General features: G+C 61.8%; 22 protein-coding genes. 18 read left to right on the forward strand and 4 right to left on the reverse strand.

The window, feature by feature from the left end:
- Positions 1-35 precede the first annotated feature (35 nt).
- Entirely contained in the window at positions 36-368 is a 333-nt protein-coding gene (erpA, locus tag NMA58_RS07670) for an iron-sulfur cluster insertion protein ErpA (RefSeq protein WP_085777925.1), read from the reverse strand.
- A 221-nt stretch (positions 369-589) separates the two neighbouring features.
- Between erpA and NMA58_RS07675 the strand changes: the two genes are divergently transcribed.
- From NMA58_RS07675 to NMA58_RS07735, 13 genes are all read left to right on the forward strand, one after another.
- Positions 590-1807, forward strand: coding sequence for a deoxyguanosinetriphosphate triphosphohydrolase (locus tag NMA58_RS07675; protein ID WP_183700909.1), 1218 nt, complete (start codon positions 590-592; stop codon positions 1805-1807).
- A 63-nt stretch (positions 1808-1870) separates the two neighbouring features.
- A complete protein-coding gene (argS, locus tag NMA58_RS07680; RefSeq protein ID WP_434712864.1) occupies positions 1871-3628 on the forward strand; it encodes an arginine--tRNA ligase in 1758 nt (585 codons plus the stop codon).
- Between the two features lie 61 nt (positions 3629-3689).
- A complete protein-coding gene (locus NMA58_RS07685; protein ID WP_434712865.1) occupies positions 3690-6869 on the forward strand; it encodes an SPOR domain-containing protein in 3180 nt (1059 codons plus the stop codon).
- Between the two features lie 111 nt (positions 6870-6980).
- Positions 6981-7994 carry a beta-N-acetylhexosaminidase gene (gene nagZ / locus NMA58_RS07690; RefSeq protein ID WP_434712866.1) on the forward strand — a complete coding sequence of 338 codons (1014 nt, stop codon included), beginning with the start codon at positions 6981-6983 and terminating at the stop codon, positions 7992-7994.
- An 18-nt stretch (positions 7995-8012) separates the two neighbouring features.
- A complete protein-coding gene (locus NMA58_RS07695) occupies positions 8013-8870 on the forward strand; it encodes a segregation and condensation protein A (RefSeq protein WP_085780051.1) in 858 nt (285 codons plus the stop codon).
- Positions 8867-9571 carry an SMC-Scp complex subunit ScpB gene (gene scpB, locus NMA58_RS07700; protein ID WP_434712867.1) on the forward strand — a complete coding sequence of 235 codons (705 nt, stop codon included), beginning with the start codon at positions 8867-8869 and terminating at the stop codon, positions 9569-9571. Before NMA58_RS07695 ends, scpB begins: the two co-directional genes overlap by 4 nt.
- Positions 9572-9753: 182 nt before the next feature.
- Positions 9754-9945, forward strand: a complete 192-nt coding sequence (locus NMA58_RS07705; protein WP_011425113.1) for a twin-arginine translocase TatA/TatE family subunit — start codon at positions 9754-9756, stop codon at positions 9943-9945.
- Positions 9946-9996: 51 nt separating this feature from the next.
- On the forward strand, positions 9997-10608 hold the full coding sequence (gene tatB, locus NMA58_RS07710) for a Sec-independent protein translocase protein TatB (RefSeq protein WP_434712868.1): 612 nt from the start codon (positions 9997-9999) through the stop codon (positions 10606-10608).
- Positions 10605-11432 (forward strand): twin-arginine translocase subunit TatC, encoded by an 828-nt coding sequence (tatC, locus tag NMA58_RS07715; protein ID WP_085777932.1) that lies wholly within the window; start codon positions 10605-10607, stop codon positions 11430-11432. Before tatB ends, tatC begins: the two co-directional genes overlap by 4 nt.
- A gap of 90 nt (positions 11433-11522) precedes the next feature.
- Positions 11523-12806, forward strand: coding sequence for a serine--tRNA ligase (gene serS / locus NMA58_RS07720; RefSeq protein WP_434712869.1), 1284 nt, complete (start codon positions 11523-11525; stop codon positions 12804-12806).
- Between the two features lie 4 nt (positions 12807-12810).
- Positions 12811-13584: a 5'/3'-nucleotidase SurE gene (gene surE / locus NMA58_RS07725; RefSeq protein WP_221138362.1), complete on the forward strand. Its 774-nt coding sequence runs from the start codon at positions 12811-12813 to the stop codon at positions 13582-13584.
- The gene (locus tag NMA58_RS07730; RefSeq protein ID WP_210628123.1) at positions 13581-14234 is read left to right on the forward strand and encodes a protein-L-isoaspartate(D-aspartate) O-methyltransferase; all 654 of its coding nucleotides are present in this window, start codon (positions 13581-13583) and stop codon (positions 14232-14234) included. The genes surE and NMA58_RS07730 overlap by 4 nt, the downstream gene beginning before the upstream one ends.
- Before the next feature lie 184 nt (positions 14235-14418).
- Entirely contained in the window at positions 14419-16008 is a 1590-nt protein-coding gene (locus tag NMA58_RS07735; protein WP_434712870.1) for a peptidoglycan DD-metalloendopeptidase family protein, read from the forward strand.
- 89 nt (positions 16009-16097) lie between these two features.
- Here NMA58_RS07735 and NMA58_RS07740 read toward each other — a convergent pair whose 3' ends face one another.
- Complete coding sequence (locus NMA58_RS07740) at positions 16098-16970, reverse strand: ATP-binding protein (RefSeq protein WP_430960563.1); 873 nt, start codon at positions 16968-16970, stop codon at positions 16098-16100.
- A 205-nt stretch (positions 16971-17175) separates the two neighbouring features.
- Between NMA58_RS07740 and yajC the strand changes: the two genes are divergently transcribed.
- The 5 genes from yajC to NMA58_RS07765 all read left to right on the forward strand — a co-directional run bounded on the left by yajC (position 17176) and on the right by NMA58_RS07765 (position 21899).
- Positions 17176-17523 carry a preprotein translocase subunit YajC gene (yajC, locus tag NMA58_RS07745; protein WP_064696006.1) on the forward strand — a complete coding sequence of 116 codons (348 nt, stop codon included), beginning with the start codon at positions 17176-17178 and terminating at the stop codon, positions 17521-17523.
- Positions 17524-17568: 45 nt separating this feature from the next.
- Positions 17569-20109, forward strand: coding sequence for a protein translocase subunit SecDF (gene secDF, locus NMA58_RS07750; protein WP_434712871.1), 2541 nt, complete (start codon positions 17569-17571; stop codon positions 20107-20109).
- Between the two features lie 4 nt (positions 20110-20113).
- Positions 20114-20500 carry an Mth938-like domain-containing protein gene (locus NMA58_RS07755; RefSeq protein ID WP_183700927.1) on the forward strand — a complete coding sequence of 129 codons (387 nt, stop codon included), beginning with the start codon at positions 20114-20116 and terminating at the stop codon, positions 20498-20500.
- Between the two features lie 2 nt (positions 20501-20502).
- Positions 20503-21360 carry a phytoene/squalene synthase family protein gene (locus NMA58_RS07760; RefSeq protein ID WP_097598647.1) on the forward strand — a complete coding sequence of 286 codons (858 nt, stop codon included), beginning with the start codon at positions 20503-20505 and terminating at the stop codon, positions 21358-21360.
- Between the two features lie 71 nt (positions 21361-21431).
- Positions 21432-21899 carry a hypothetical protein gene (locus NMA58_RS07765; protein WP_183700930.1) on the forward strand — a complete coding sequence of 156 codons (468 nt, stop codon included), beginning with the start codon at positions 21432-21434 and terminating at the stop codon, positions 21897-21899.
- A gap of 8 nt (positions 21900-21907) precedes the next feature.
- Here the strand turns inward: NMA58_RS07765 and trmFO are convergent, their stop codons facing one another.
- Together trmFO and NMA58_RS07775 are read right to left on the reverse strand one after the other, a co-directional pair.
- A complete protein-coding gene (trmFO, locus tag NMA58_RS07770; protein ID WP_434712872.1) occupies positions 21908-23341 on the reverse strand; it encodes a methylenetetrahydrofolate--tRNA-(uracil(54)-C(5))-methyltransferase (FADH(2)-oxidizing) TrmFO in 1434 nt (477 codons plus the stop codon).
- Positions 23342-23446: 105 nt separating this feature from the next.
- Entirely contained in the window at positions 23447-23590 is a 144-nt protein-coding gene (locus NMA58_RS07775) for a DUF1127 domain-containing protein (RefSeq protein WP_085777942.1), read from the reverse strand.
- Between the last annotated feature and the right edge of the window lie 244 nt (positions 23591-23834).

Here is a 23834-nt window from a genome sequence, read left to right on the forward strand (position 1 = left end):
CCGGTCGTTGGGGACAACGTTGTCCGTTCGGATATTCAGATCGAGAAGCTGGTGCCGCAGCCGCAGCTTGCCACCGCATTCGGGTTCTTGATCTGGAAGGATTGGCCAAGCAGATTGTCGACGAAGTCGATCTCGGACCCTGCCATATAGACGAGCGACAGGCTGTCGATCAGCACCTTCGCGTCGTTCTTTTCAATGACGATGTCGTCATCCCCAGCGCTGTCGGCAAGATCGAACTTGTAGGAAAAGCCCGAACAGCCGCCGCCTTCGACGGAAACGCGCAGCGCGCTCTTGCCGGCCTCAGCACTGACGATCGCGGCGATACGCTTTGCCGCGGCATCCGAAAGAGTTACACTCGTATCCGTCATATTTCCTCCTGCCGGGGTCAAGATCCGGAGAGAATGGGTTTTGGCACTCGAATGTTCAAATGCCTGATATCAAAGGAACTTACCATGATCTTCGCAAAAAGGCCATGATGCGCCGAAGCGGTCGGCGAATGCCGCTTTGCCGTTTCGTCGGGCTATAGGTATGAAGAGGGCAAAGCGGCGTCAATGGGCAGATGCGGCAACAGGCAGAATGACGGTGAAGAATGACGATTGACAGGCGGGCTTTAGGTTTCGGCGGCAGCGAGAGGGCGGTCTATGCGGCCGACCCGTGGACGACGCGTGGGCGCCTCTATCCGGAAGACAGCAGTCCGACTCGCTCCGACTTCCAACGCGACCGCGACCGCATTGTTCATACAACCGCCTTCCGCCGGCTGAAGCACAAGACCCAGGTCTTCATCGCCCAGGACGGCGATCACTACCGCACCCGGCTGACGCATACGATCGAGGTGGCGCAGATTGCCCGCGCGCTTGCCCGCGCCCTGAAACTTGACGAGGATTTGGCCGAGGGCGTGGCGCTGGTGCACGATTTCGGCCACACGCCGTTCGGCCATACCGGCGAGGACGCGCTGCACGAGGTGCTGCTGCCCTATGGCGGCTTCGACCATAATGCCCAATCGCTGCGCATCGTGACCAAGCTCGAGAGGCGATATGCCGAATTCGACGGCATCAATCTGACATGGGAAAGCCTCGAAGGCCTGGTCAAGCACAATGGTCCGCTGCTGACGCCGGAAGGGGCAGGCACGCGCGGTCCGGTTCCGCAGCCGATCCTCGATTATTGCGAACTGCACGATCTCGAACTCGCAACCTATGCCAGCCTGGAAGCCCAGGTCGCGGCGATTGCCGACGACATCGCCTACAACACACACGATATCGACGACGGCCTGCGCTCCGGCTATCTGAGTTTCGACATGCTGGAGGAAATCCCCTTTCTTGCGGGATTGATGGCCGAGGTGAGGGGGCGCTACCCGCATCTGGAACCGAGCCGTTTCACCCACGAGATCATGCGCCGCCAGATCACCCGCATGGTCGAGGACGTCATCGGCGTTGCGCAGGAGCGCCTTTCACTTCTTCGTCCCGAGAGCGCAGCCGACATTCGCGGCGCCGACCGGGTTATCGCCACCTTTTCCGAAGGGATGGCCGAAACCGACAGGCAGATCAAGGCAATGCTCTTCAAGCGCATCTACCGCAATCCCGATATCATGCGCATCCGCGCCGGTGCTGCCCAGATCGTCACGGATCTCTTTGCCGCCTACATGGCCAGTCCCAAGGAGATGCAGAGCCATTACTGGGTCGATCATATCGCCGGGCTCGCCGACGCGCCCAAGGCTCGCCATGTCGGCGATTACCTCGCCGGCATGACCGACACCTATGCGATCAGTGCCCACAGGCGATTGTTTGACCACACTCCGGATTTGCGATAGGCAGCGGTCGCCCGCCGAAGGCCGATTTGCCCCTTTGGCACAGCCTATGCATGGAAGAGTGCGATGAACCTTTTTACCGACTTCGAAGCCAGGATCAAAACCGCCCTTGAACAGATCGATCTGGTCAGGGAAAAGCGCTCTGAGCTCGATTTCGGCCGCATCACGGTCGAACCGCCGCGCGATGTGAGTCATGGCGACGTTGCGACCAATGCCGCGATGGTGCTGGCAAAGCCGCTCGGCACCAATCCTCGCGCCCTTGCGGATGTCCTTATCGCGAAGCTTAAGGAGGACGCCGACGTCGCCGATGTTTCGGTAGCCGGTCCCGGTTTCATCAACATCCGTCTCGCCGTCGGCTATTGGCAGCGGCTGCTGGCTTCCGTCATCGGCGCCGGCACCGACTACGGCCGCTCGACCCTAGGCCAAGGTCGCAAGGTCAACGTCGAATATGTCTCGGCCAATCCGACCGGCCCGATGCATGTCGGCCATTGCCGCGGCGCCGTCGTCGGCGATGCGCTCGCCAACCTGCTCGCCTTTGCCGGTTACGGCGTCGAGAAGGAATATTACATCAACGACGCCGGTTCGCAGATCGACGTGCTCGCCCGGTCGGTCTTCCTGCGTTATCGCGAAGCGCTGGGTGAACGGATCGGCGAAATCCCGTCGGGTCTCTATCCGGGCGACTATCTCGTGCCCGTCGGCCAGTCGCTTGCCGCCGATTACGGTGTCCGGCTGCACAATATGCCGGAAGAGGAATGGATGCCGATCGTCAAGGATCGCACGATCGATGCGATGATGGCGATGATCCGCGAAGATCTGGCGGCGCTGAACGTCCATCACGATATCTTCTTCTCCGAGCGCGCCTTGCATGCCAATGGCGCAGCGGCGATCCGCACGGCGATCAACGACCTGACCTTCAAGGGGTATGTCTACAAGGGCACGCTGCCGCCGCCGAAGGGTCAGGTTGCCGAGGACTGGGAAGATCGCGAGCAGACGCTGTTCCGCTCGACCGAGGTAGGCGACGACATGGACCGGCCGCTGATCAAGTCGGACGGCTCCTACACCTACTTTGCCGCCGACCTCGCCTACTTCAAGAACAAGTTCGACCGCGGCTTCGAGGAGATGATCTATGTGCTCGGCGCCGACCATGGCGGCTACGTCAAACGCCTGGAAGCGGTTGCGCGCGCGGTCTCGGAAGGTAAGGCGAAGCTGACCGTGCTGCTCTGCCAGCTCGTCAAACTCTATCGCAACGGTGAGCCGGTGAAGATGTCGAAACGCTCCGGCGATTTCGTCACGCTGCGGGATGTCGTCGAGGAAGTCGGCCGTGATTCGGTCCGGTTTATGATGCTCTATCGCAAGAATTCCGAACCGCTCGACTTCGATTTCGCCAAAGTGACGGAACAGTCGAAGGATAATCCCGTCTTCTACGTTCAATATGCGCATGCCCGCTGCATGTCGGTCTTCCGGCAGGCAAGGGAGGCTTTTCCCGGCCTCGATGTTTCGCCAGAGGATCTTGCGAAAGCCGTTGCTGGCATTGAAGATCCGGCCGAATTACAGCTCGTCGCCAAGCTTGCCGAATTCCCGCGTATCGTCGAGGCAGCCGCCCAGTCGCAGGAGCCGCATCGCATCGCATTTTACCTCTACGACCTCGCTAGTGCGTTCCACGCGCACTGGAACAAAGGTAAAGATCAGCCGGAATTACGATTTGTTAATGATAAAAACCGAGAATCAACTATTGCCAGACTTGGGCTGGTGTACGCCGTCGCGTCGGTTTTGAAGTCGGGACTTGCCATTACAGGCACTGCCGCACCTGACGAAATGCGATAACGTCACCATTTACCCACAATGCGCTGGCATTTGAGCGTTGGCGTTTGCGAGTGGGATAGGCATGGCTGAGAAACAACTTGCGTATGATACGCGCGGAAAAGAAGATCTGTTTGCCGACGACGATCCGTTGGCCGAACTTGCCCGGATCGTTGGTTTCGAGCCGCGTGTTGCGGCGAATACCATAAGCGACGCCGCCCGGCGCGAACCCGCCTTCGATCTGGAAGACGAGCTCGGGCGGGAGTTCGATCGCTACGATTCGCCGCGTCCGCTGGCCGAGCTCGATCGGCCGGCCGAGCCGATCTCCGACGGCTTCGCTTCCGAAGACTATGTCGAGCCCGTTCTCGATGCTTCTCCCGTAAACGCGGATGTTCCGGAGCCCGTCTCCGTTGGTCCCGTCGCCGCGGAAGAAGCTGCCCAACCTCCGGCAAGGAACTGGGACGTAGCCGCTGCCGACCGAGCGGCCGGTCCCCACCAGCTGTCCATCGATCCTGTTTCCGAGGTGCCGACCCAAGCCGCTTTCGGCGGCGCCCGCGATCTGATCGAGGAACTTGAGCTGTCGATCGGTGCGGCGCCGGTCTCTTCACTGTCGCAGCCCGCCAAAACCCCGCAATGGTCGGCCGCCAGCATCAGGCTGCCGCTCGCCAATTTCCATGCCCCAAAACGTCAGGAGCCGGTGACAGTGGTCGAACCGGTCGCCGAAGTAGTCGCTGCGCCCGCAGCTGAAGCAGTCGCTGAACCGGCGGCTGAATCAGCGGTTGCCGATCTCGCCTCCGCCGAGCCGGAGCCCGTTATCGAGCAGCCGGCGCCCGTTGCCGCTGTCGAACCTCCCGAGGAGTTCGAATCCGCGGCGCCGTCGTTCGGCTTTCCCGCCGAGCTCGATCGCCACGATGAGGCAATTGCGCCGCAAGAAACTGCTGAAGCCGAGGAATTCGTTGAGGTCGAGGATAATCTGGAAGAGTTCGGATCCGACGCCGGCTTCGATCTCGCGGCCGCCGTCGAGGGCGAGATCCAGGCCGATGCCGCGCTGACCGAGGTCGGACCTGAGGTTCCGCATACCGCCGGCACCTTCGATGTCGACGACCTGCTGGCCGACGTCTCGCGCTATCCCGTGCCCCGCCCGGTATTGCAGCGCGCCAATCTGGCGCCGGCTGCGCCGGAGCCCGCTCCCGTCGAAGTCGCCCCGATCACTGCCGCACCGGTTCAATCAGAGGAGATCGCTCCGGCACCGGTCCTGTCCGCTCCGATCGAAATGGCGCCTGCCCATGCTGCCGAAGCCGCAAGGCCGGTCGCGCCGCAGCCTGCCGCGGTCATGCCGCCCCAGCCTGTCGCAACGGCCTATTCACGGGCGCCGCAGCCAGCGCCGGAAGCCGATGATCCCTTCGCGGGCCACGATTTCGAACTGGACCTCGCCGGTATCGAGCTGGAACTTGCCGATCTTGATTTTTCCGAAGCAGCCGAGCCTGCGCCGCAGCCAAAGGCGCAGCCGGCGCCCGCTGCGCCCCAGCAGGCAACGCGTGAGTACCCGCAGGCCGCTGTCCCGGCGCAGCCGGCGCCGGCCCTGGTTTCTGAGCAGCCGGCCCCAGCTCCGGCTTTCAACTGGGCACCCGCTGCAGAGGCGTCCGCCGCTGAATCGACCGAAGATCTGCCCTTCGATCCGGCGATGATCTCCGATCCCGAGGATCGTCCCGAGACGGTGGAGGACATGCATGTGCCGGCGCTGCCGCCGGTCGAGCAGCCCGCTCCGGTCGCGAAAACTGCGGATTTCGATTTCGATCTCGATGCGGAGATCGCGAGCTTCTTCGAGCCGGCCAAGCCGCGGGAAACGGCGGCGTCCGCCCGTAATATGGCTGCTGCTGCGGCAACGCCGGTCAAGCCGACGATAGCCGACGGTCTCGATGATTTCGAACGAGCCCTGGAGGAGGATTTCCGCCGCAGCGTGCGCGAGCCGGTCGAGCGCCGGGAAACCTCCGAGGTCCACATCGAGTCGGCAAGCCAGGCTGCTGATTTCAGCCGCGCCCGGTCGATGCGCCGGCTGCTGGCCGGGGCCGTGGTATTGGTGGTCTTCGCCGGGGTCGGTTATGGCGTTTATTCTTCCGTCTCGAACGGCGTAGGGCTTGGTATTGTCGCATCCGGCGAGCCGCGTGTGATCACCGCGGACAAGGAGCCGGTCAAGGTCGTTCCGGAAAATCCCGGTGGTAAGACGGTTCCGAACCAGGATAAGGCCGTCTACGACCGCGTTGCGGGTTCCGCCGAGGAGCCGAAGCAGAAGGCGCTCGTCTCTTCGGACGAGGCGCCGGTCGATGTCGTCCAGCGAACCTTGACGCCGGAGGCATTGCCAGAGGATGACGAGAACGCCGGCGCTGACGATCGTGTCACGCCGACGGCGGTTGGCGAGACGGAGGATCCGCGTCTGCTGCCGAACCACGCCAACGCGGACGACAATTCCGCAAGCGACGCTGACAAGGCGCCATCCGTTTCGCCGCGCAAGGTCCGCACGATGATCGTCAAGCCTGACGGCACGCTGGTCGCCCGCGAGGAGTCCGCGCCGGTCGACCAGCCGACGCCGCCTGCGCAGCCGATGCCGTCTGCCCAGACGCCAGTGACGGCGCAGTCCGCCCCGTCTGCGCCGTCGGCCCCGATCGCGCCGCCGGTCGCCGGAACGGCTGCAAGCTTCCCGGCAAGCGCCGAGATTGCTTCCGCCGATGCGCGTTCTGCAGCACCAGTTCAAGCTGCGCCGGCGCAGCCGTCGCCTGCCGCAAGTGCCGATGAGCAGGCGGCAAATCCCGCACCGGTCGATGCGCCGGTACGGCCGGTCAAGACGGCAACGATCGCCGATACGGCCCCGGTTCCGATCGCCCGCCCGGCCGAGCAGCCCGTCAACGTCGTCGGCACGGTTACCGACCAGGGTAACGTCCGCACGCCCGTGCAGCAGCCAAAGCCGACGCAGGTCGCCGCCGCAACGCCGGCCGCCGCCCAGCCGCAGCAAGCCGCATCTGCAGGCGGCTACGGCCTCCAGATAGCATCGCTGCCGTCGGAGGATGAGGCCAATAAATCTTATGCAAACCTGTCGAAGAAATTCGCCGGCGTGCTTGGTGGCCGCGCCCATGAAATCCGCAGGGCAGATATCGCCGGTAAGGGCACTTTCTACCGTGTCCGCATCCCGGTCGGCTCCAAAGATGAAGCCGCAGCGCTTTGCGAAAAGTATCGCGCCGCCGGGGGAAGCTGCTTGATTTCCAAGTAACATTGAGCCATTTGAATTATGAGAGCGGCGAGCCGGATCGCCCGCCGCTCTTTTTTGTGCATCGCGCCCGCGTTTGCTCGCATTTGGCCCGCTGCCGTCTATGATTCCTCCATGACCGAATCAAAAGCGATGATCCTTGGCTGCAGCGGCCTTGCCCTCACATCCGAAGAAAAGGCCTTTTACCGGGACGAACGGCCCTGGGGCTTCATTCTCTTTGGGCGCAATATCTCCGAAGCAGCGCAGATCACTGATCTCGTTGCCGAGCTGCGCGACAGCGTCGGCTGGCACGCACCGGTGCTGATCGACCAGGAGGGGGGTCGCGTTCAGCGCATCCGTCCGCCGGTTTTGCCGCGTTATCCCTCAGGCCAGGCGCTGGGCGATCTCTATCGCCGCGACCGGGCGCTCGGGCTGCGCGCCGCCTGGCTGATGTCGCGCCTGCATGCCTTCGATCTTTCGAAGCTCGGCATCAATGTCGATTGCCTGCCGGTTCTCGACGTGCCGGTCGAAGGCAGCAGCAACGTCATCGGCGACCGCGCCTATGGCGGCGATCCACTGACGGTTATCGCAATGGGACGGGCGGCTGGCGAGGGGCTGAAGGCCGGCGGCCTGCTGCCCGTCATGAAGCATATGCCCGGCCATGGTCGCGGCTTTGCCGATTCACATCTGGAGCTGCCTGTCGTTACCGTATCCCGCGATGAGCTGGAGGCCCATGATTTCCCGCCCTTCACCGCGATGAAAGACGAACTGATGGCAATGACCTGCCATCTCGTCTTCACCTCAATCGACCCGGACAATCCGGCGACGACCTCGCGCAAAGTGATCGACGGCGTCATCCGTCAGCACATCGGCTTTGGCGGTCTGCTGCTTTCCGACGATAGCTCGATGAACGCGCTTTCCGGCACGATCGGCGAAAGGGCGGCGAATATCATTGCAGGCGGATGCGATATCGTGCTGCATTGCAATGGCAAGATGGACGAGATGCTAGATGTCGTGGCAAATGTTCCGCCGCTCGCCGGTCTTTCGCTTGCCCGCGCAAAAGCGGTAGAAGCAGGCTTTGCGGCTCCGGATACTGCCGACGAGGCGGAATTGAGGGCGGAATTCGAGGCAATGTTTGTGTCGGTGTGATCGTAGGAGAGCAGGGTGGTGAGCACGGTCAAGGGCGCGGAACGTCCGCAGGCGGCAACGCCGATGGACAAGCTGTGGCAGGAGAACGGCGCTGAGCGCGCCAGTCACGAACCGGCGCTGGTGATCGACGTGGCCGGATTCGAAGGCCCGCTCGACCTGCTGCTCTATCTCGCCCGCAACCAGAAGGTCGACCTGTCGCGCATATCGGTCTTGGCGCTCGCCGAACAATATTTGCAGTTCGTCGAAAGCGCCCGGCGCATCCGCATCGAGCTTGCCGCCGATTATCTCGTCATGGCGGCCTGGCTTGCCTATCTCAAGTCGCGGCTGCTCATACCCCAGCAAGTCAAGGATGACGGCCCTTCGGGCGAGGAGATGGCGGCAACGCTCGCCTTCCGCCTAAAGCGCCTCGAGGCCATGCGGCAAGCGGCGGAGGGCCTCGTCAACCGCAACCGCCTCGGCCGCGATATCTTCGCCCGCGGTGCACCCGAGCACATTCCCGATCGGCAACAATCGGCTTACGCCGCAAGCCTCTACGATCTCCTGACCGCCTATGCGGCGCTGCGCCAGCGCCATGCCATCACCCAGGTGACGATCGAGAGGCGTAATGTCTGGTCGCTGACCGATGCCCGTGAGCTGCTGACCCAGATGATCGGCGAGGTCGGCGACTGGACGGCGATGGAGCATTATCTGCTGCGTTATCTCGCAGCGCCCGAGGAACGCGTGACGGCGATCGCCAGCGCCTTCGCCGCTTCGCTGGAACTGGTGCGCGAGGGCAAGCTCGAAATCCGTCAGGACGGCGCCTTTCAGCCGATCTACATGCGTCGCGGTCCCAAGCACGCCACGTTGCAGGTGGTTGAACAGGAGCGGCCGGTTTGATCGATCCCGGGAGCGAAGAGGATTTCGAGGGGGAAGGCCGCGACTTGCGGGCCGAGATCGAGGCGGAGCGCACTGCCGAGGCGCTGGTCTTCGCATCCTCGCAGCCGGTTTCCGAAGCTTTCCTCGCCGAGCGCCTGCCGATGGGCGCCGACGTGCGCGCGATCATGCTGCGCCTGAAGGAGCAATATGCGCCGCGCGGGGTCAATCTCGTGCAGGTCGAGGGTGCCTGGGCTTTCCGCACCGCCGCCGATCTCTCCTTCGTTATCCGCCGTGACGACAATGAGGTGAAGAAGCTTTCGCGCGCTGCCTTGGAAGTGCTCGCAATCATCGCCTATCACCAGCCGGTGACGCGCGCCGAGATCGAGGATATTCGCGGCGTTCAGACCTCGCGCGGCACGCTCGACGTGCTGATGGAAGCCGGTTGGGTGCGGTTTCGCGGCCGCCGGCGCACACCTGGCCGGCCGGTGACATTGGGCACGACCCGCGATTTTCTCGACCATTTCGGCCTGGAAGAACTGCGCGATCTGCCGGGTCTCGAAGAATTGAAGGGGGCGGGCCTTTTGTCGGGCCGGATCCCGACGAACTTCAATATTCCCTCGCCTTCGATGAACGACGAATTGACCGAGGACGAAGATCCGATCACCCAGATGGATCTCGAAGAACTGGGGTTGCTTGCCCCACGTTCTACCTCCGAAGATTGAAGGACTTCCTCTTGCTTTTGCCATGCATGACGAAAACAATGGTGCTCACCATTTTTCGACGGGTCTGTGGCTTGTCATAAAGGGCGATACCGTGACATTAAGCGCAGTTCAAAGGGCTTGATGTTGGAAACGGTGTTAGAATTCCTTACATCGTGGGAACATCGAAACAGGGAGTTAGAGTGATGGGTTCTCTTAGCATGTGGCACTGGCTGATCGTTCTGGTCATCGTGCTGTTGTTGTTCGGGCGCGGCAAGATTCCGGAACTGATGGGCGATGTCGCCAAGGGCATCAAAAGCTTCAAGAAGGGCATGACGGACGAAGACGCGCCGGAAACGGCAAAGACCGTCGATCACAAGGCCGACGAAACGAAGTAAACAAGTCCGGGAAAAAGCGCAGCCCCCGCGCTTCCCGTCCAGGAGCCTTGCATGTTCGATATTGGCTGGACCGAGCTTTTGGTCATCGCGGTCGTGCTGATCGTCGTTGTCGGTCCCAAGGATTTGCCGCCGATGCTGCGCGCTTTCGGCAAGATGACGCAGCGCGCCCGCAAGGTTGCGGGTGAATTTCGGGCGCAGTTCGACGAAGCGTTGCGCGAAGCCGAGCTTGACGATGTCCGCCAGACGATCAGCGACGCCCAGAAGCTCAACCCGGTCAACAGCCTGCGTGAAGCGATGAACCCGCTTCGCCAGATGGGCAACGAGATCAAAGCCGACTTGCAGAAGACGACTGCTGCTCCGGAAAATAAGACCGAAGTGCCGCCGGCTGCCGTCTCGGCCCCGACGCCGTCGATGAGCCTGCCGGAAACGCCGCCCCTGGTGCCGGCGCCTGAGCAGCCTGAGCCGGTCGCAGCAGCGATTGCTCAGGCCGATACGGTCGCCGAGAAGCCGAAGGCCGTGCGCAGGCCACGCGTCAAGGCTGCCGACAAGGTCGATGCCGCCGCAGCCGTTGCCGTACCGGTGGAAAAGCCGAAGCGCGCCGCGGCAGTCAGGAAGCCTGCAACACCGAAGAAGCCGACCCAGAAGAAGAAGGACGAGGCATGAGCGGTGATATCGAAGACAAGCCGCAGCCGCTGATCGAGCACCTGATGGAGCTGCGCACGCGGCTGATCTGGTCGATCGGGGCGTTCTTCATCGCCTTCATTGTATGCTTCTTTTTTGCCAAGCATCTCTTCAACTATCTGGTCATCCCCTACAAGACGGCCGTGGAATGGGCGCATCTCGACGTCGAGAAGGCCCAGCTGATTTATACCGCGCCCCAGGAGTTCTTCTTTACCCAGGTCAAGGTGGCGATGTTCGGCGGCCTGGTGGTCGCTTTCCCCATCATTGCCGCCCAGGTCTATAAGTTCGTGGCCCCTGGCCTCTACAAGAACGAGCGCCAGGCCTTCCTGCCGTTCCTGATCGCGTCGCCGGTCCTGTTCCTGATGGGTGCCGCGCTCGTCTATTTCTTCTTCACGCCGATGGTCATGTGGTTCTTCCTGTCGATGCAGCAGGCGCCGGGTCATGACGAGGTGGCGATCTCGCTGATGCCGAAGGTCTCGGAATATCTGAGCCTTATCATGACGCTGGTCTTCTCCTTCGGCCTTGTCTTTCAGCTGCCCGTCATCACGACGCTGCTTGCCCGCGTCGGTCTGCTGACGTCGCAATGGCTCGCCGAAAAGCGCAAGTTCGCCATCGTGCTCGCCTTCGTGGTCGCCGCCGTGCTGACGCCGCCGGATCCGATGTCCCAGATCGGCCTTGCGCTGCCGACGATCCTTCTCTACGAGATTTCCATCTACGCGGCACGACTCGTGGAGCGTCAGCGTTCCCGACAGGCACTTGAAGAGGCTTCTGGTTCCTCCGACGTCGCCAAGACGGACAACGTCTGACCGGTTTCCGACATTTTCCCGAGGTCTGCCATTTCCTGTCCGGTCGGTTTCTCCGACCGGTCACTTCTGTTGCAACGAGTTGGAACGACGATGCTCGATATCAAATGGATCCGTGAGAATCCCGAAGCGCTCGATGCCGCCCTTGCCAAGCGCGGCGCCGAGCCTCTGGCCCAAACTCTGGTCGCCCTCGATGAAAAGCGCCGCTCCGCCGTGCAGAAGGCGCAGGATTTGCTGTCCCGCCGCAACGCCGCCTCGAAGGAGATCGGCGCAGCCATGGCGCAGAAGAATACCGAGCTTGCCGAGAAGCTGAAGGCCGAGGTTGCAGAAATCAAGGTGACGCTGCCAGCAGCTGAGGAGGAGGAGCGTCTGCTTTCCGCTGAGCTCAACGACGCTCTCTCGCGCATTCCGAACGTGCCCTTGGACGACGTTCCTGTCGGCAAGGACGAGCACGACAATGCCGTCAGCCGCATCGTCGGCGAAAAGCCCCGTTGGAACCACACGCCGAAGGAGCATTTCGAAATCGGCGAGGCGCTCGGCTATATGGATTTCGAGCGCGCCGCCAAGCTCTCCGGCTCGCGCTTCACGGTCCTGACCGGGCCGCTCGCCAGGCTCGAGCGGGCGCTCGGACAGTTCATGATCGACCTCCACACCAGCGAGCACGGCTACACCGAGGTCAGTTCGCCGCTGATGGTGCGCGCTGAAGCGCTGTTCGGCACCGGCAACCTGCCGAAGTTCGAAGAGGATCTCTTCAAGACGACCGACAGCCGTTATCTCATTCCGACGGCCGAGGTGACCCTGACCAACCTGGTGCGCGAGGAAATCCTCGACCAGGAGAAGCTGCCGCTCCGCTTCACCGCCTTGACGCCGTCTTTCCGTTCCGAGGCGGGTTCGGCCGGCCGCGACACCCGCGGCATGCTGCGCCAGCACCAGTTCTGGAAGTGCGAGCTCGTCTCGATCACCGACGCCGAAAGTTCGATCGCCGAGCACGAGCGGATGACTGCCTGCGCTGAGGAAGTGCTGAAGCGTCTTGGCCTGCATTTCCGCACGATGACGTTGTGCACCGGCGACATGGGCTTCGGCTCGCGCAAGACCTACGATCTCGAAGTCTGGCTGCCGGGGCAGAACACTTTCCGCGAAATTTCCTCCTGCTCGGTCTGCGGCGATTTCCAGGCCCGGCGCATGAATGCGCGCTACCGCGGCAAGGACGATAAGAGCAACAAGTTCGTGCACACGCTGAACGGTTCCGGCACCGCTGTCGGCCGCTGCCTGATCGCAATCCTCGAAAATTATCTGAACGAAGATGGTTCCGTCACGATTCCGGACGTTTTGCTGCCCTATATGGGCGGAATGACGAAGATCGAAGGGGCGGCCTGAGGCGATGCGCATCCTGCTCACGAATGACGATGGCATCCATGCCGAAGGCCTTGCCGCGCTGGAGCGGATCGCCCGCACTCTGTCCGACGACGTCTGGATCGTGGCGCCCGAGACCGACCAGAGTGGCCTGGCCCATTCGCTGAGCCTGTCTGAGCCTTTGCGGCTGCGCAAGATTTCCGACAAGCATTTCGCCTTGCGCGGCACGCCGACGGATTGCGTCATCATGGGCATCCGCCAGGTAATGGACATCAAACCTGATCTTGTCCTCTCCGGCGTCAATTCGGGTTCAAACGTCGCAGACGACGTGACCTATTCCGGCACGATCGCCGGCGCCATCGAAGGCACGATGCAGGGCGTGCGCTCCTTTGCGCTGAGCCAAGCTTATCTTTACGAGAACGGCGCGCGTATCGTGCCCTGGGAGGTCTGCGAAGCACATGCACCGGCTCTTCTGGAAAAACTGATGGTGCTGGACCTGCCGGACGGTACGTTCCTCAATCTCAACTTCCCAAACTGCCGCCCCGACGAGGTCGACGGCGCCGAGGTCACCATGCAGGGCAAGCTCGCCTTCAACCTGCAGGTCGACGCCCGCTCCGACGGCCGGGGTTTTCCCTATTACTGGCTGAAGTTCGGCGAACGCGCCGGCGCCTTCATCGAAGGCACCGATATTCACGCCCTGAAGCATAACAAGATTTCGGTAACGCCTTTGAAACTGGATCTGACCGATTATTCCGTGACGGACCGCGTGGCGCGGGCCTTGGGATACGGAGCACAAGTTTGACGGCAAGACTGGCGGAGAAGGAGGGCTTTGCGGCGCTCGTCCTCAGACTGCGTGCCGAAGGCATCTCTGATCTCGATCTGCTGACGGCGGTCGAGCAGACACAGCGCTCGCTGTTCGTGCCGCCGCAATTTTCAGACGACGCCTATTCGAGCCGGACGATACCGATCGAATGCGGCTCTTTCCTTGAAGGCATCGATTTTGTCGTCCGCATCCTGCATCACCTGAAGCTCAAACCGGGGCAGCGCGTCCTGGAAGTCGGCACCGGCAGCGGCTTCACCGCCGCTGTCATGGGCCGTCTGGCCGAGCGTGTTCTGTCGATCGACCGCTATAAGACGCTGACGACGGCTGCACAGCGGCGCATGGAATCGCTCGGTCTGCGCAATGTTGTCATCCGCCACGCCGACGGCAGCGCCGGCATGCAGGGAGAGGGCACTTTCGACCGCATTCTGGTCACCGCCGCATTCAATGCCATGCCGCGCTTTTATACCGACCAACTCGTTTCCGGTGGCTCGATGATTGCGCCGCTGATGATTTCCGAGAATGAGTGTCGCATGGTGCGGCTGACGAAAACCGGCAGCCGTTTCGAACGCGAGGAACTGTTCGAAGCCCCTTATCTGCCGATTGTTCCGCGTCTTGCATCGCTGCTGTAGAGGCAGCGTCTGAAAGACCGCGCACTTTTCGGGATTACCTTCCAGGCACTGCGATTTTTCACCCGTAAGCTATGGTTATCAACTTCTCAAAAATATCGCACTGATTCCAGCCTCTTAACCGCGTGGTAACACTAACGCGTTTTAATAGACTCACAAATGGTTGCGTTCTCAGTGGGTCGAGTCAATGCGTTTCAGTCTTTCGCCGAAGTTCAGTAAGTCGGCCGGTAATCTCCTGGTTGTTGGCCTGCTGGCGAGTACCGCAACAGGCTGCAGTTCCGATGTGACACGGTTCGGCGGCTTGTTTTCCTCCTCGGGGCGGGATCAGATTACCACCAGTTCCATTCCGCCCAGCGGTCAGCAAGGCGATCCGGTGCCGCGCGCCGATCTCGGCGGTTCCGCCGTTGCCAGTCAGTCCGGTTACGGCGGCGGCAATAATACGCTGAATCAGCCCTATCCGGCGCGTCAGAGTTACGAGCCGGTGCGCACGTCGAGCGCACGCATGGCTTCCTCGCCGGTCTCGATACAGCGTTCCGATCTCGCCGCTCCGACGGCCGCGGCGCCGTCCCGCCAGCGGGAAAAGGAAGTCGCGCTTGCCCAGCCGTTCCCCGCTTCGGCGCAGCTTGATAAGCAGCGGCTCGTAGCGCCCGCTGCCCCGAAGCCGACGCCCGATTCTTTGACGACGGGCACGACGCCGAAGGTTTCCGGTTGGTCCGCGACCAACGCACCTTCCGTCACGCTGCGCCCGGGTGAGAGCATTGCGACGTTATCGCGGCGCTTTGGCGTTCCGGAAAAGGAAATCCTGCGCGTCAATAATCTGAAGATGGCTTCTGCCGCTAAACCTGGCCAGGCAATCCTGATCCCGACTTTGAATGGCGGCAATGCCGTCAAGGCGGCTTCGCAGGCGACCGATCTTTCCAAGCCCGGCAATATGCCGGACCCGGCCAAGGCGCCGGAACAGAAGGTCGCTGTCGTCCCCGGCGCCAATTCCGCCCGGGACAAGACCATAGCGAGCGCCGATCCCACCGGCAAGGTTCCGGTTGGCGCCGGCAAGGACCCGAAGACGCCGGCCGGCAGCTATGTCGTCAAGCAGGGCGATTCGCTGGCGAAGATCGCAAAGGCGACAGGCACCAACATCGACGATCTCAAGGCGGCCAACAATCTTTCGGCGAATTCGCTGCGTGTCGGACAGGCCCTGAAGCTTCCGAATGGCAGTGCAGATACTGTCAAGACCGCCTCGATCCCGGCTGAGAAGGTCGAGTCGAAGCCGGCTGATCCGGCGCCCGCCCAACAGACCGCCTCCGTTCAGCCCGCGCCTTACAAGGCGCCGGTCGCCACCCAGTCCGTTGACGATGTCGAGAAGAAGTCCGACGTCAGCTCCGACGCACCGGAATCGACCGGCATCGGCAAATATCGCTGGCCGGTCCGCGGTCAGGTGATTGCCGCCTACGGCGCCAACGTCAACGGCAACCGCAATGACGGCATCGATATCTCGGTGCCGCAGGGAACGCCGATCAAAGCCGCGGAAAACGGCGTTGTCATTTATGCCGGTAACGGCCTGAAGGAGCTCGGCAATACGGTACTCGTCCGTCACGACGACGGCACCGTCACCGTCTACGGCAACGCCGACACGCTGAGCGTCACCCGTGGTCAGAAGATTCAGCGCGGGCAGACCGTCGCCGTCTCCGGCATGAGCGGCGACGTCAAGCAGCCGCAGGTCCATTTCGAGGTCCGCAAGGACGCCTCGCCGGTCAATCCGATGACTTTCCTGGAATAGGTATAGCGTACCAGGGAGCGCAAAAGCCCGGCCGCCAGCCGGGCTTTTGTCATTTTTAGATCTCGTCCGTTCCGCTTCGGGAGAGGCGCCTACGCCCGGTCGATATGAACGCGCATACGTCCGGCCAGATCCTGGATATATTGCCAGGCCACGCGGCCGGAGCGCGCACCGCGTGTCGTTGCCCATTCCAGCGCCTCGGCATGCATCTTGTCACGGTCGAGACCGAGCTTGAAGTGATCGGCATAGCTGTCAATCATGCCGAGATAGTCTTCCTGGCTGCATTTGTGAAAGCCGAGCCAAAGACCGAAGCGGTCGGACAGCGAAACCTTTTCCTCGACTGCCTCCGATGGATTGATCGCCGTCGACTGTTCGTTTTCCATCATGTGACGCGGCAGAAGATGGCGCCGATTTGACGTTGCGTAGAAGAGCACATTGTCGGGCCGCCCTTCGACCCCGCCATCGAGTGCCGCCTTCAGTGACTTGTAGGCGGTGTCGTCGTGATCGAAGGAGAGGTCGTCGCAGAAGACGATCACACGGTACGGCGTGTCCTTCAGCAGGTCGAGCAGGTTGGGCAGGCTCGCAATATCCTCGCGATGAACCTCGACCAGCTTCAGCGGAATGCCGCTCTCGCGCCTGACATCCTCATGCACGGCCTTGACAAGCGAGGATTTGCCCATGCCGCGCGCGCCCCAGAGAAGCACGTTGTTGGCGGCATAACCCTCGGCGAACCGCACCGTATTCTCATGCAGGATGTCGCGCACGTGGTCGACACCGCGGATGAGTTTCAGCGCCACCCGGTTCGGCTTCTTCACCGGCTGCAGATACTGACGCGACGGTGCCCAGACGAAACAGTCGGCCGCATTCCAATCGTTGACGGCAGGTGCCGGTCCGGCCAGCCGCTGCACGGCGTCAGCGAGCCTTTTCAGTTCGGCAAGCAGGGCGGTGTTGATTTCCTCGGTCATCATGGGCCTCCTGATTTCTCGCTGCGGCAAGCCGCTTTGATCTTTCGATGCCGCCTACCATGGCGTTTTGCCAGCGGAAAGGTTATGAGGCACCGGAATCGGTACTGTTCCCGGCTGTTTCTGTTGCATTCATCTAAGCTGCAACTATAGTCCGGCAACCTGAAAAGCAGGCGGAGTTCCGCCATAGAAGCCTGAGGAGTTTAGCATGTTCATCACCCCGGCATTCGCCCAGACTGCGACCGATACCGCAACAGGATTCGGCGGTTCCGGTTTCGAAATGATCATCCTGTTCGTGCCGCTGATGGTCGTCTGGTATTTTCTGCTGATCCGGCCGCAGCGCGCGCAGGCCAAGAAGCGTGAGGAAACTCTGAAGGCGATCCGCCGTGGCGACCAGATCGTGACCGGCGGTGGTCTCGTCGGCAAGGTGACGAAGGTCGTCGACGATAAGGAAGTCGAGGTCGAGATTGCCGAAGGTGTTCGCGTGCGCATCGTCCGCAGCGGCATTTCTGACGTTCGCGTCAAGGGTGAGCCTGTCAAGGCCGACGCGGCGTAACAAGCGATAACGGCGGAACCGCCGGATCGGAAGATCGTCGAGAGAATGTTGCATTTTTCCCGCTTGAAAACACTTCTGATTTGGCTGGTTGCATTTGCGGCCGTCGTCGTTGCTGCGCCCAATCTCCTGAGCGAGGCGCAGCGCTCTTCTCTGCCGGGATGGTGGCAAAAGGACCACGTGACACTCGGTCTTGACCTGCAGGGCGGTTCGCACATCGTTCTGAAGGTCGAGCGTTCCGATATCATCAAAGACCGGTTGGAAGAGACGGTCGCGAATGTGCGCAAGGCGCTGAGAGGTGCCGGCATCCGCTATACCGGCCTAACCGGCAACGGCCAGACTGTCACTGTCCGGATTACCGATCCGGCAGAGACGAAAAAGGCGGTCGATCTTCTGAAGCCTCTGACATCAGGTGACGAACATTCAGGCACCGGCCTTGCGCTGCGGCAGGGCGAGGAAGGGCAACTCTCACTGCAGATATCCGATGCCGGCATCACCGCCGACGTCGCCTCGGCCCGCAGCCGGTCGCTCGATATCGTCGGCCGCCGCATCGCTGGCTTCGGCTATAAAGACTTTCAGATTCGCCCCGATGGCGACGACCGGATCGTCGTGCAGGTGCTGGGATCCGTCGATGCGGAGCGGCTGAAGAATATTCTGAACCAGCCGGCAAAGCTTTCCTTTCATCTGCTCGACGAAAGCATGTCGGGACAGGAGGCGCTGAACGGCCGCTGGCCGGCCAGCTCGCAGGTGCTCTATTCGCTCGACGATCCACCTGTTCCCTATCTCGTCGACCGCACGGCATTCGTCACCGGCAGCAACATGGTCGATATCGAGCCTGTCGTCGATCCGCAGACGCAGGAGACCTCGATTGACTATCGACTCGATGCGGAGGGCACGCAGCGGCTGGCGCAGGCGACAGCGCAAAATATCGGCAAGCACCTTGCCATCGTCTTTGACGATCAGGTGATGTCTGCGCCGGTCATCGATGCGGCGATCACTGGCGGCGAGGGCCGGATTTCGGCGAATTTCTCCGAGGATGGCATTCGTGACCTTGCAGTGATGCTGCGCGCCGGCGCCATGCCGGCGACGTTGACCAGCGTCGAGGAGCGCAGCATCAGCCCGAGCTTCGGCGCCGATTCCATATTCTCCGGCCTGGTTGCCGGTCTCGTGGCCGTCGTACTGGTCGCAGCGCTGATGATCGCGCTCTACCGTATTCTCGGCGCTATCGCCGTCATGTCGCTCTTCTTCAATCTGATCTTCATCGTCGCGGCACTCAGCCTTGCCGGCGCCACGCTGACTTTGCCTGGTATTGCCGGCATCGTGCTTATCGTCGGCATGGCGGTCGATTCCAACGTGCTGATCTATGAGCGCATCCGCGAGGAGGAAAGAGCCAACTCCTCCTTTGCCCTGGCCGTCGGCCGCGGCTTCTCGCGCGCCTTCGCAACGATCGTCGACGCGAATGTCACGATCTTTATCGCCGCAATTATCCTTCTGTTTCTCGGCAGCGAGTCCATTCGCGGTTTCGCGGTGACGCTCGCGGTCGGCATTCTGACGACAGTCATCACGGCTTTCACGGTGACACGCTCGATCGTTGCCGCCTGGCTGAAAGCGCGCCATCCCAGGCATCTGCCGAAGAGCGTTCTCGCGCAGCTTTTCGAGCACGCCAATGTGCGTTTCATGGGGATCCGCCGTTACGTCTTCACGGCCTCGGCAGTGATCTCGCTGATCGCCATGGCGGCCTTTGCCACCGTTGGCCTGCAGCTCGGAATCGATTTCACGGGCGGCTCTCTCATCGAGGTGACGGCGAAACAGGGCAATGCCAACATCGCTGATCTTAAATCACGCCTTGACGATCTCAATATTGGCGAGGTCAGCGTCGAGCGTACGGGCGGGCCGTCGAACGCGCGCATCCGCATCGCCTCCCAAGGGGGCGGCGAGAACGCTGAGCAATCAGCGGCGACGCTGGTGCGCGGCGAACTCGAGACAGACTATGATTTCCGCCGCGTCGAGGTCGTCGGCCCCGCCATTTCGGGCGAATTGACGACGATGGCGACGTTTGGTGTCGCAGCCGCACTCGCGGCGATCCTGATCTACATATGGATCCGTTTTGAATGGCAGTTCGCCATTGGCGCCATTATTGCCACGCTGCACGATGTCATCATCATGCTCGGGCTTTTCGTGCTGACCGGCATCGAGTTCAACTTGACGAGCATTGCCGCCGTACTGACCATCGTCGGCTACTCCTTGAACGACACGGTCGTCGTCTATGACCGGATGCGCGAGAATCTCGTACGATACAGGAAGATGCCGCTGCCGATCCTGATCGATGCCTCGATCAACCAGACATTGTCGCGCACTGTCTTGACGGCCGCGACGACACTGCTTGCGCTGCTCGCGCTCTATCTGTTCGGCGGCGACGTCATTCGCTCCTTTTCCTTTGCAATGCTCTTCGGAGTCGCGCTCGGCACTTTCTCTTCGATCTATATCGCGGCTCCCGTCTTGATCGTCTTCCGGCTGCGGCCGGAGGTTCCCGACGGCGAAGAGAGCAACAAGACGGATGCTGGTGTAAAATCCGGCACGGTGGTTTGAAAACATGGCAAAAGGCATAGAAATCCGCGCGGCTCATTTTCCTGGCCGGGCTCCGATCGACACCTACGGCAATGGCGGTTTCCGTTTTGCCGATATGTCGCATCGCGGCTCGATCCTTTGCCTGCCCTCCGGCATTTACGGCTGGGACATGGACGTATCGAAGCCGCTGACGCCTGAAAACTTCAGCCGTGTGCTTGATGAGGCCGCCGATATCGAGGTTCTGCTCGTCGGCACTGGAACCGAGCTTCGCCGTCTGCCCGACGAATTGAAACAGGTGCTGAAGGCGCGCGGCATTTCTTCCGATCCGATGAGCACGGGTGCCGCGGTACGCACCTTCAACATCATGCTGTCGGAGCAGCGCGCCGTCGCAGCGGCATTGATTGCGGTCTGACGATGGCTGATGCGAAACTAGCGACGAACCAGGACATCTGCCTGGCGATGCTGCGCGACAACGATCGCGACCGTTATCTCGCCTGTCTCCTGTCGCCGCAGGAGAAGCGCGGCGCGCTGGCGGCCCTTTACGCGTTCAATGCGGAGCTTGCCCGCATCCGCGATCTGGTGCACGAGCCGCTGCCTGGCGAAGTGCGCATGCAATACTGGCGCGACCTGCTGGAAGGCAGCGCGCATGGCTCGACGGCAGCCAATCCCGTCGCCGCCGCACTTCTGACGGCGATCGAAACCCATCGCCTGCCGCGCAAGACGCTGGTCGACATGATCGACGCCCGCACTTTCGACCTTTATGACGATCCGATGGAGACGCGGGTCTCGCTCGAAGGTTATGCCGGCGAAACGGCCTCCGCGCTGATTCAGCTCGCAAGCCTCGTGCTTTCGCCGGAGGAGGCACCGCGATCGGCGGATGCCGCCGGCCATGCCGGCGTCGCACAGGCGATTGCCGGGCTGTTGCTGCTGATGCCGCTGCATCGCCGCCGCGGCCAGCTCTATATTCCGCTGCAGATCCTTTCCGCCACCGGGCTCGACCGCGACGCCTTCCTCGCCGGCGAAGACCGATCGCGCATCTCCGCCGCCATCGAGGCCTTCGCCGGGCTGGGCCTTGAGCATCTGGCAAAGGCGAGAGGGGCAGGATCGATTGCGTCAGCCGTGTTCCCTGCTTTCCTTCCCGCGACTTTGGCCGAACCGGTGCTCCTCAAGGCGCAGAGGCAGGGTTCTCTCCTGTTCGACCGGCCGCTGCAGCCGCCGCAATGGCGCCGCCAGCTCAGAATGGCGCTGTCAGCGGGCCGTCGGAAAATCTGATATCGTTCAAATTCGCGCAAGTCTCGCGCGCTATAACGCCTTCACCACTATGCTTTGAACGGAGACTCGGCGTGGGCATTATCGTCTGGTGCGTCCTTTTCGCCATCGTCATCTTCTTTGCTTTCGCAGCCACACGCATGGCTGCGCAAAACAAGGAAGACAGTCTGCACGATACGGGTCTGGCCATCATCGAGTTCGGCCGCGCCTTTCCCAACGAGGCAATCCGCCAGCTGCAGGCGACGGAAAACGGGCAGGCAATCTTCGTGCGCCTGCACGACAACAAGGCCGGCCTCATGCGCAACATGGCACGCCATTTCTCCTGCCATCTGATAGAGCCCGGCCGTGTGCGTGCCGTAAGCACGGAGACGGGCAGGGGGTTGGCGATCGAATTTCTCGATGCCCCCAGCCACAACGGCAAATTCGAGTTTGCCTCGCCGAAGGAGGCTTCCGAAGTGGCGCTCTGGCTGCTCGGCAATTACATCGCCGAGCCGGATAAGGATCTGCCATCCGACAGTATTTCCGCCGCCAACAAGCAGTAGAACAGCTGCTAGGCACTTTCGGCAAAGGTCGGTGTCTGACCGAGCCAGGCGGCGCAGTCGGCAAGCGCGCGACGTGCGATCAACTGCCGTTTCATGATCGTTTTGTCCTTGCCGCGAAAGCGCTTGACGCCCTCGGGCTTGACGATCGAGCCCGGCTCGAGTTCGGGAAACAGTCCGAAATTGATATTCATCGGCTGGAACGATCGCTTGCCCGGCTCCTCGTCGGTGACGATATGCCCGCCGGTGATATGACCGAGCAGCGAACCGAGTGCCGTCGTCGCCGGTGGCAGCGAGATTTCCTCACCCTTGCGTTCGGCAGCGGCGAAACGCCCGGCCATCAGCCCGACGCTGGCGCTTTCCACATACCCCTCGCAGCCGGTGATCTGGCCGGCAAAACGCAAGCCCGACCGTGATTTCAGCGTCAGCGACGGATCGAGCAGGGTGGGGGAATTGATGTAGGTATTGCGGTGCAGGCCGCCGAGCCGGGCAAATTCCGCATTTTGAAGACCCGGAATCATCCGGAAGATTTCCGCCTGCGCGCCGTATTTCAGCTTCGTCTGAAAGCCGACCATGTTGTAGAGAGTGCCGAGCGCATTGTCCTGCCGCAGCTGCACGACGGCATAGGCCTTGACGGTCGGGTTATGCGCGTTCGTCAAACCCATCGGTTTCATCGGCCCGTGGCGCAGTGTCTCGCGGCCGCGTTCGGCCATGACCTCGATCGGCAGGCAGCCGTCGAAATAGGGGGTGCCTTCCCATTCCTTGAAACCGACCGTGTCGCCTGCGATCAACGCGTCGACGAAGGCATTGTATTGCGCCTCGTCCATCGGGCAGTTGATGTAGTCCTTGCCGGTGCCGCCGGGGCCGATCTTGTCGTAGCGCGACTGATACCAGCAGATATCCATGTCGATGCTGTCGCGGTAGACGATCGGCGCAATGGCGTCGAAGAAAGCAAGCGAATCCTCACCGGTCTCCGCCTGTATCGCGGCTGCGAGCGACGGCGCCGTCAGCGGTCCGGTGGCGACGATGGCTAGATCCCACTCACGCGGCGGCAGGCCGGTGATCTCTTCGCGCACGACGGTGATGAGCGGATGGTCGTGGATTGCCTTGGTGACTGCCTCGGAGAAGCCGTCGCGATCGACAGCGAGCGCGCCGCCGGCCGGTACCTGGTGGCGGTCGGCCGCGGCCATGATCAGCGACCCTGCCATGCGCATTTCCGCATGGATGACGCCGACGGCATTGCTGGTCGCATCGTCGGAACGGAAGGAATTGGAGCAGACGAGTTCGGCAAGACCGTCGGTCTTGTGCGCATCCGTGCCGCGCACGCCGCGCATCTCATGCAGAATGACGGGTACGCCCACACTGGCGATCTGCCACGCGGCTTCCGAACCGGCAAGCCCGCCGCCGACGACGTGGATAGGGGAGTAGGAGGAGATCGTGTTCATTCCGGGCTGATATCATGTCGGCAGGTGCGATCCAACACCCGGAATCAAAAACGGCGCCCATAATGGCGCCGTCTTGAAACATCGTGCCCGTTGCGAGACCCGCGATTAACGGAAAGAGCGGGATGCGATGTTGCGGATGTCGTAGCGGCTGACACCGATATCAGACAGGGTCTGGTTCGACAGGCTGCCGAGTTCGTTGATTGTACGACGATAGCTGAGCCAGCTTTTTGCGATACGGATCGGGTTCATTGTCTTCTTCCTCGAACAAATATCCGCGGGACGGCGGGATCGCCTGTCTCTCTGCGGTTGATGTTTATATAGGCGATATCGGTCGCATTGTGCAGTGCAAATAAGAGGCGTCTGCCATGCAATTGTGCACGATGATGCTCGCAATTTGAGCGGTGAATATTTTTTAAGCGGGCGAAAGAACGGGGAAGGTCGCAACCGGAGCGGAAGTGCATTGTTTGCAAAAGAAAACGCCCGCTGCGGTGCA

The organism is Rhizobium sp. YTUHZ045 (assembly GCF_051124255.1).
Classification (GTDB): Bacteria; Pseudomonadota; Alphaproteobacteria; order Rhizobiales; family Rhizobiaceae; genus Rhizobium.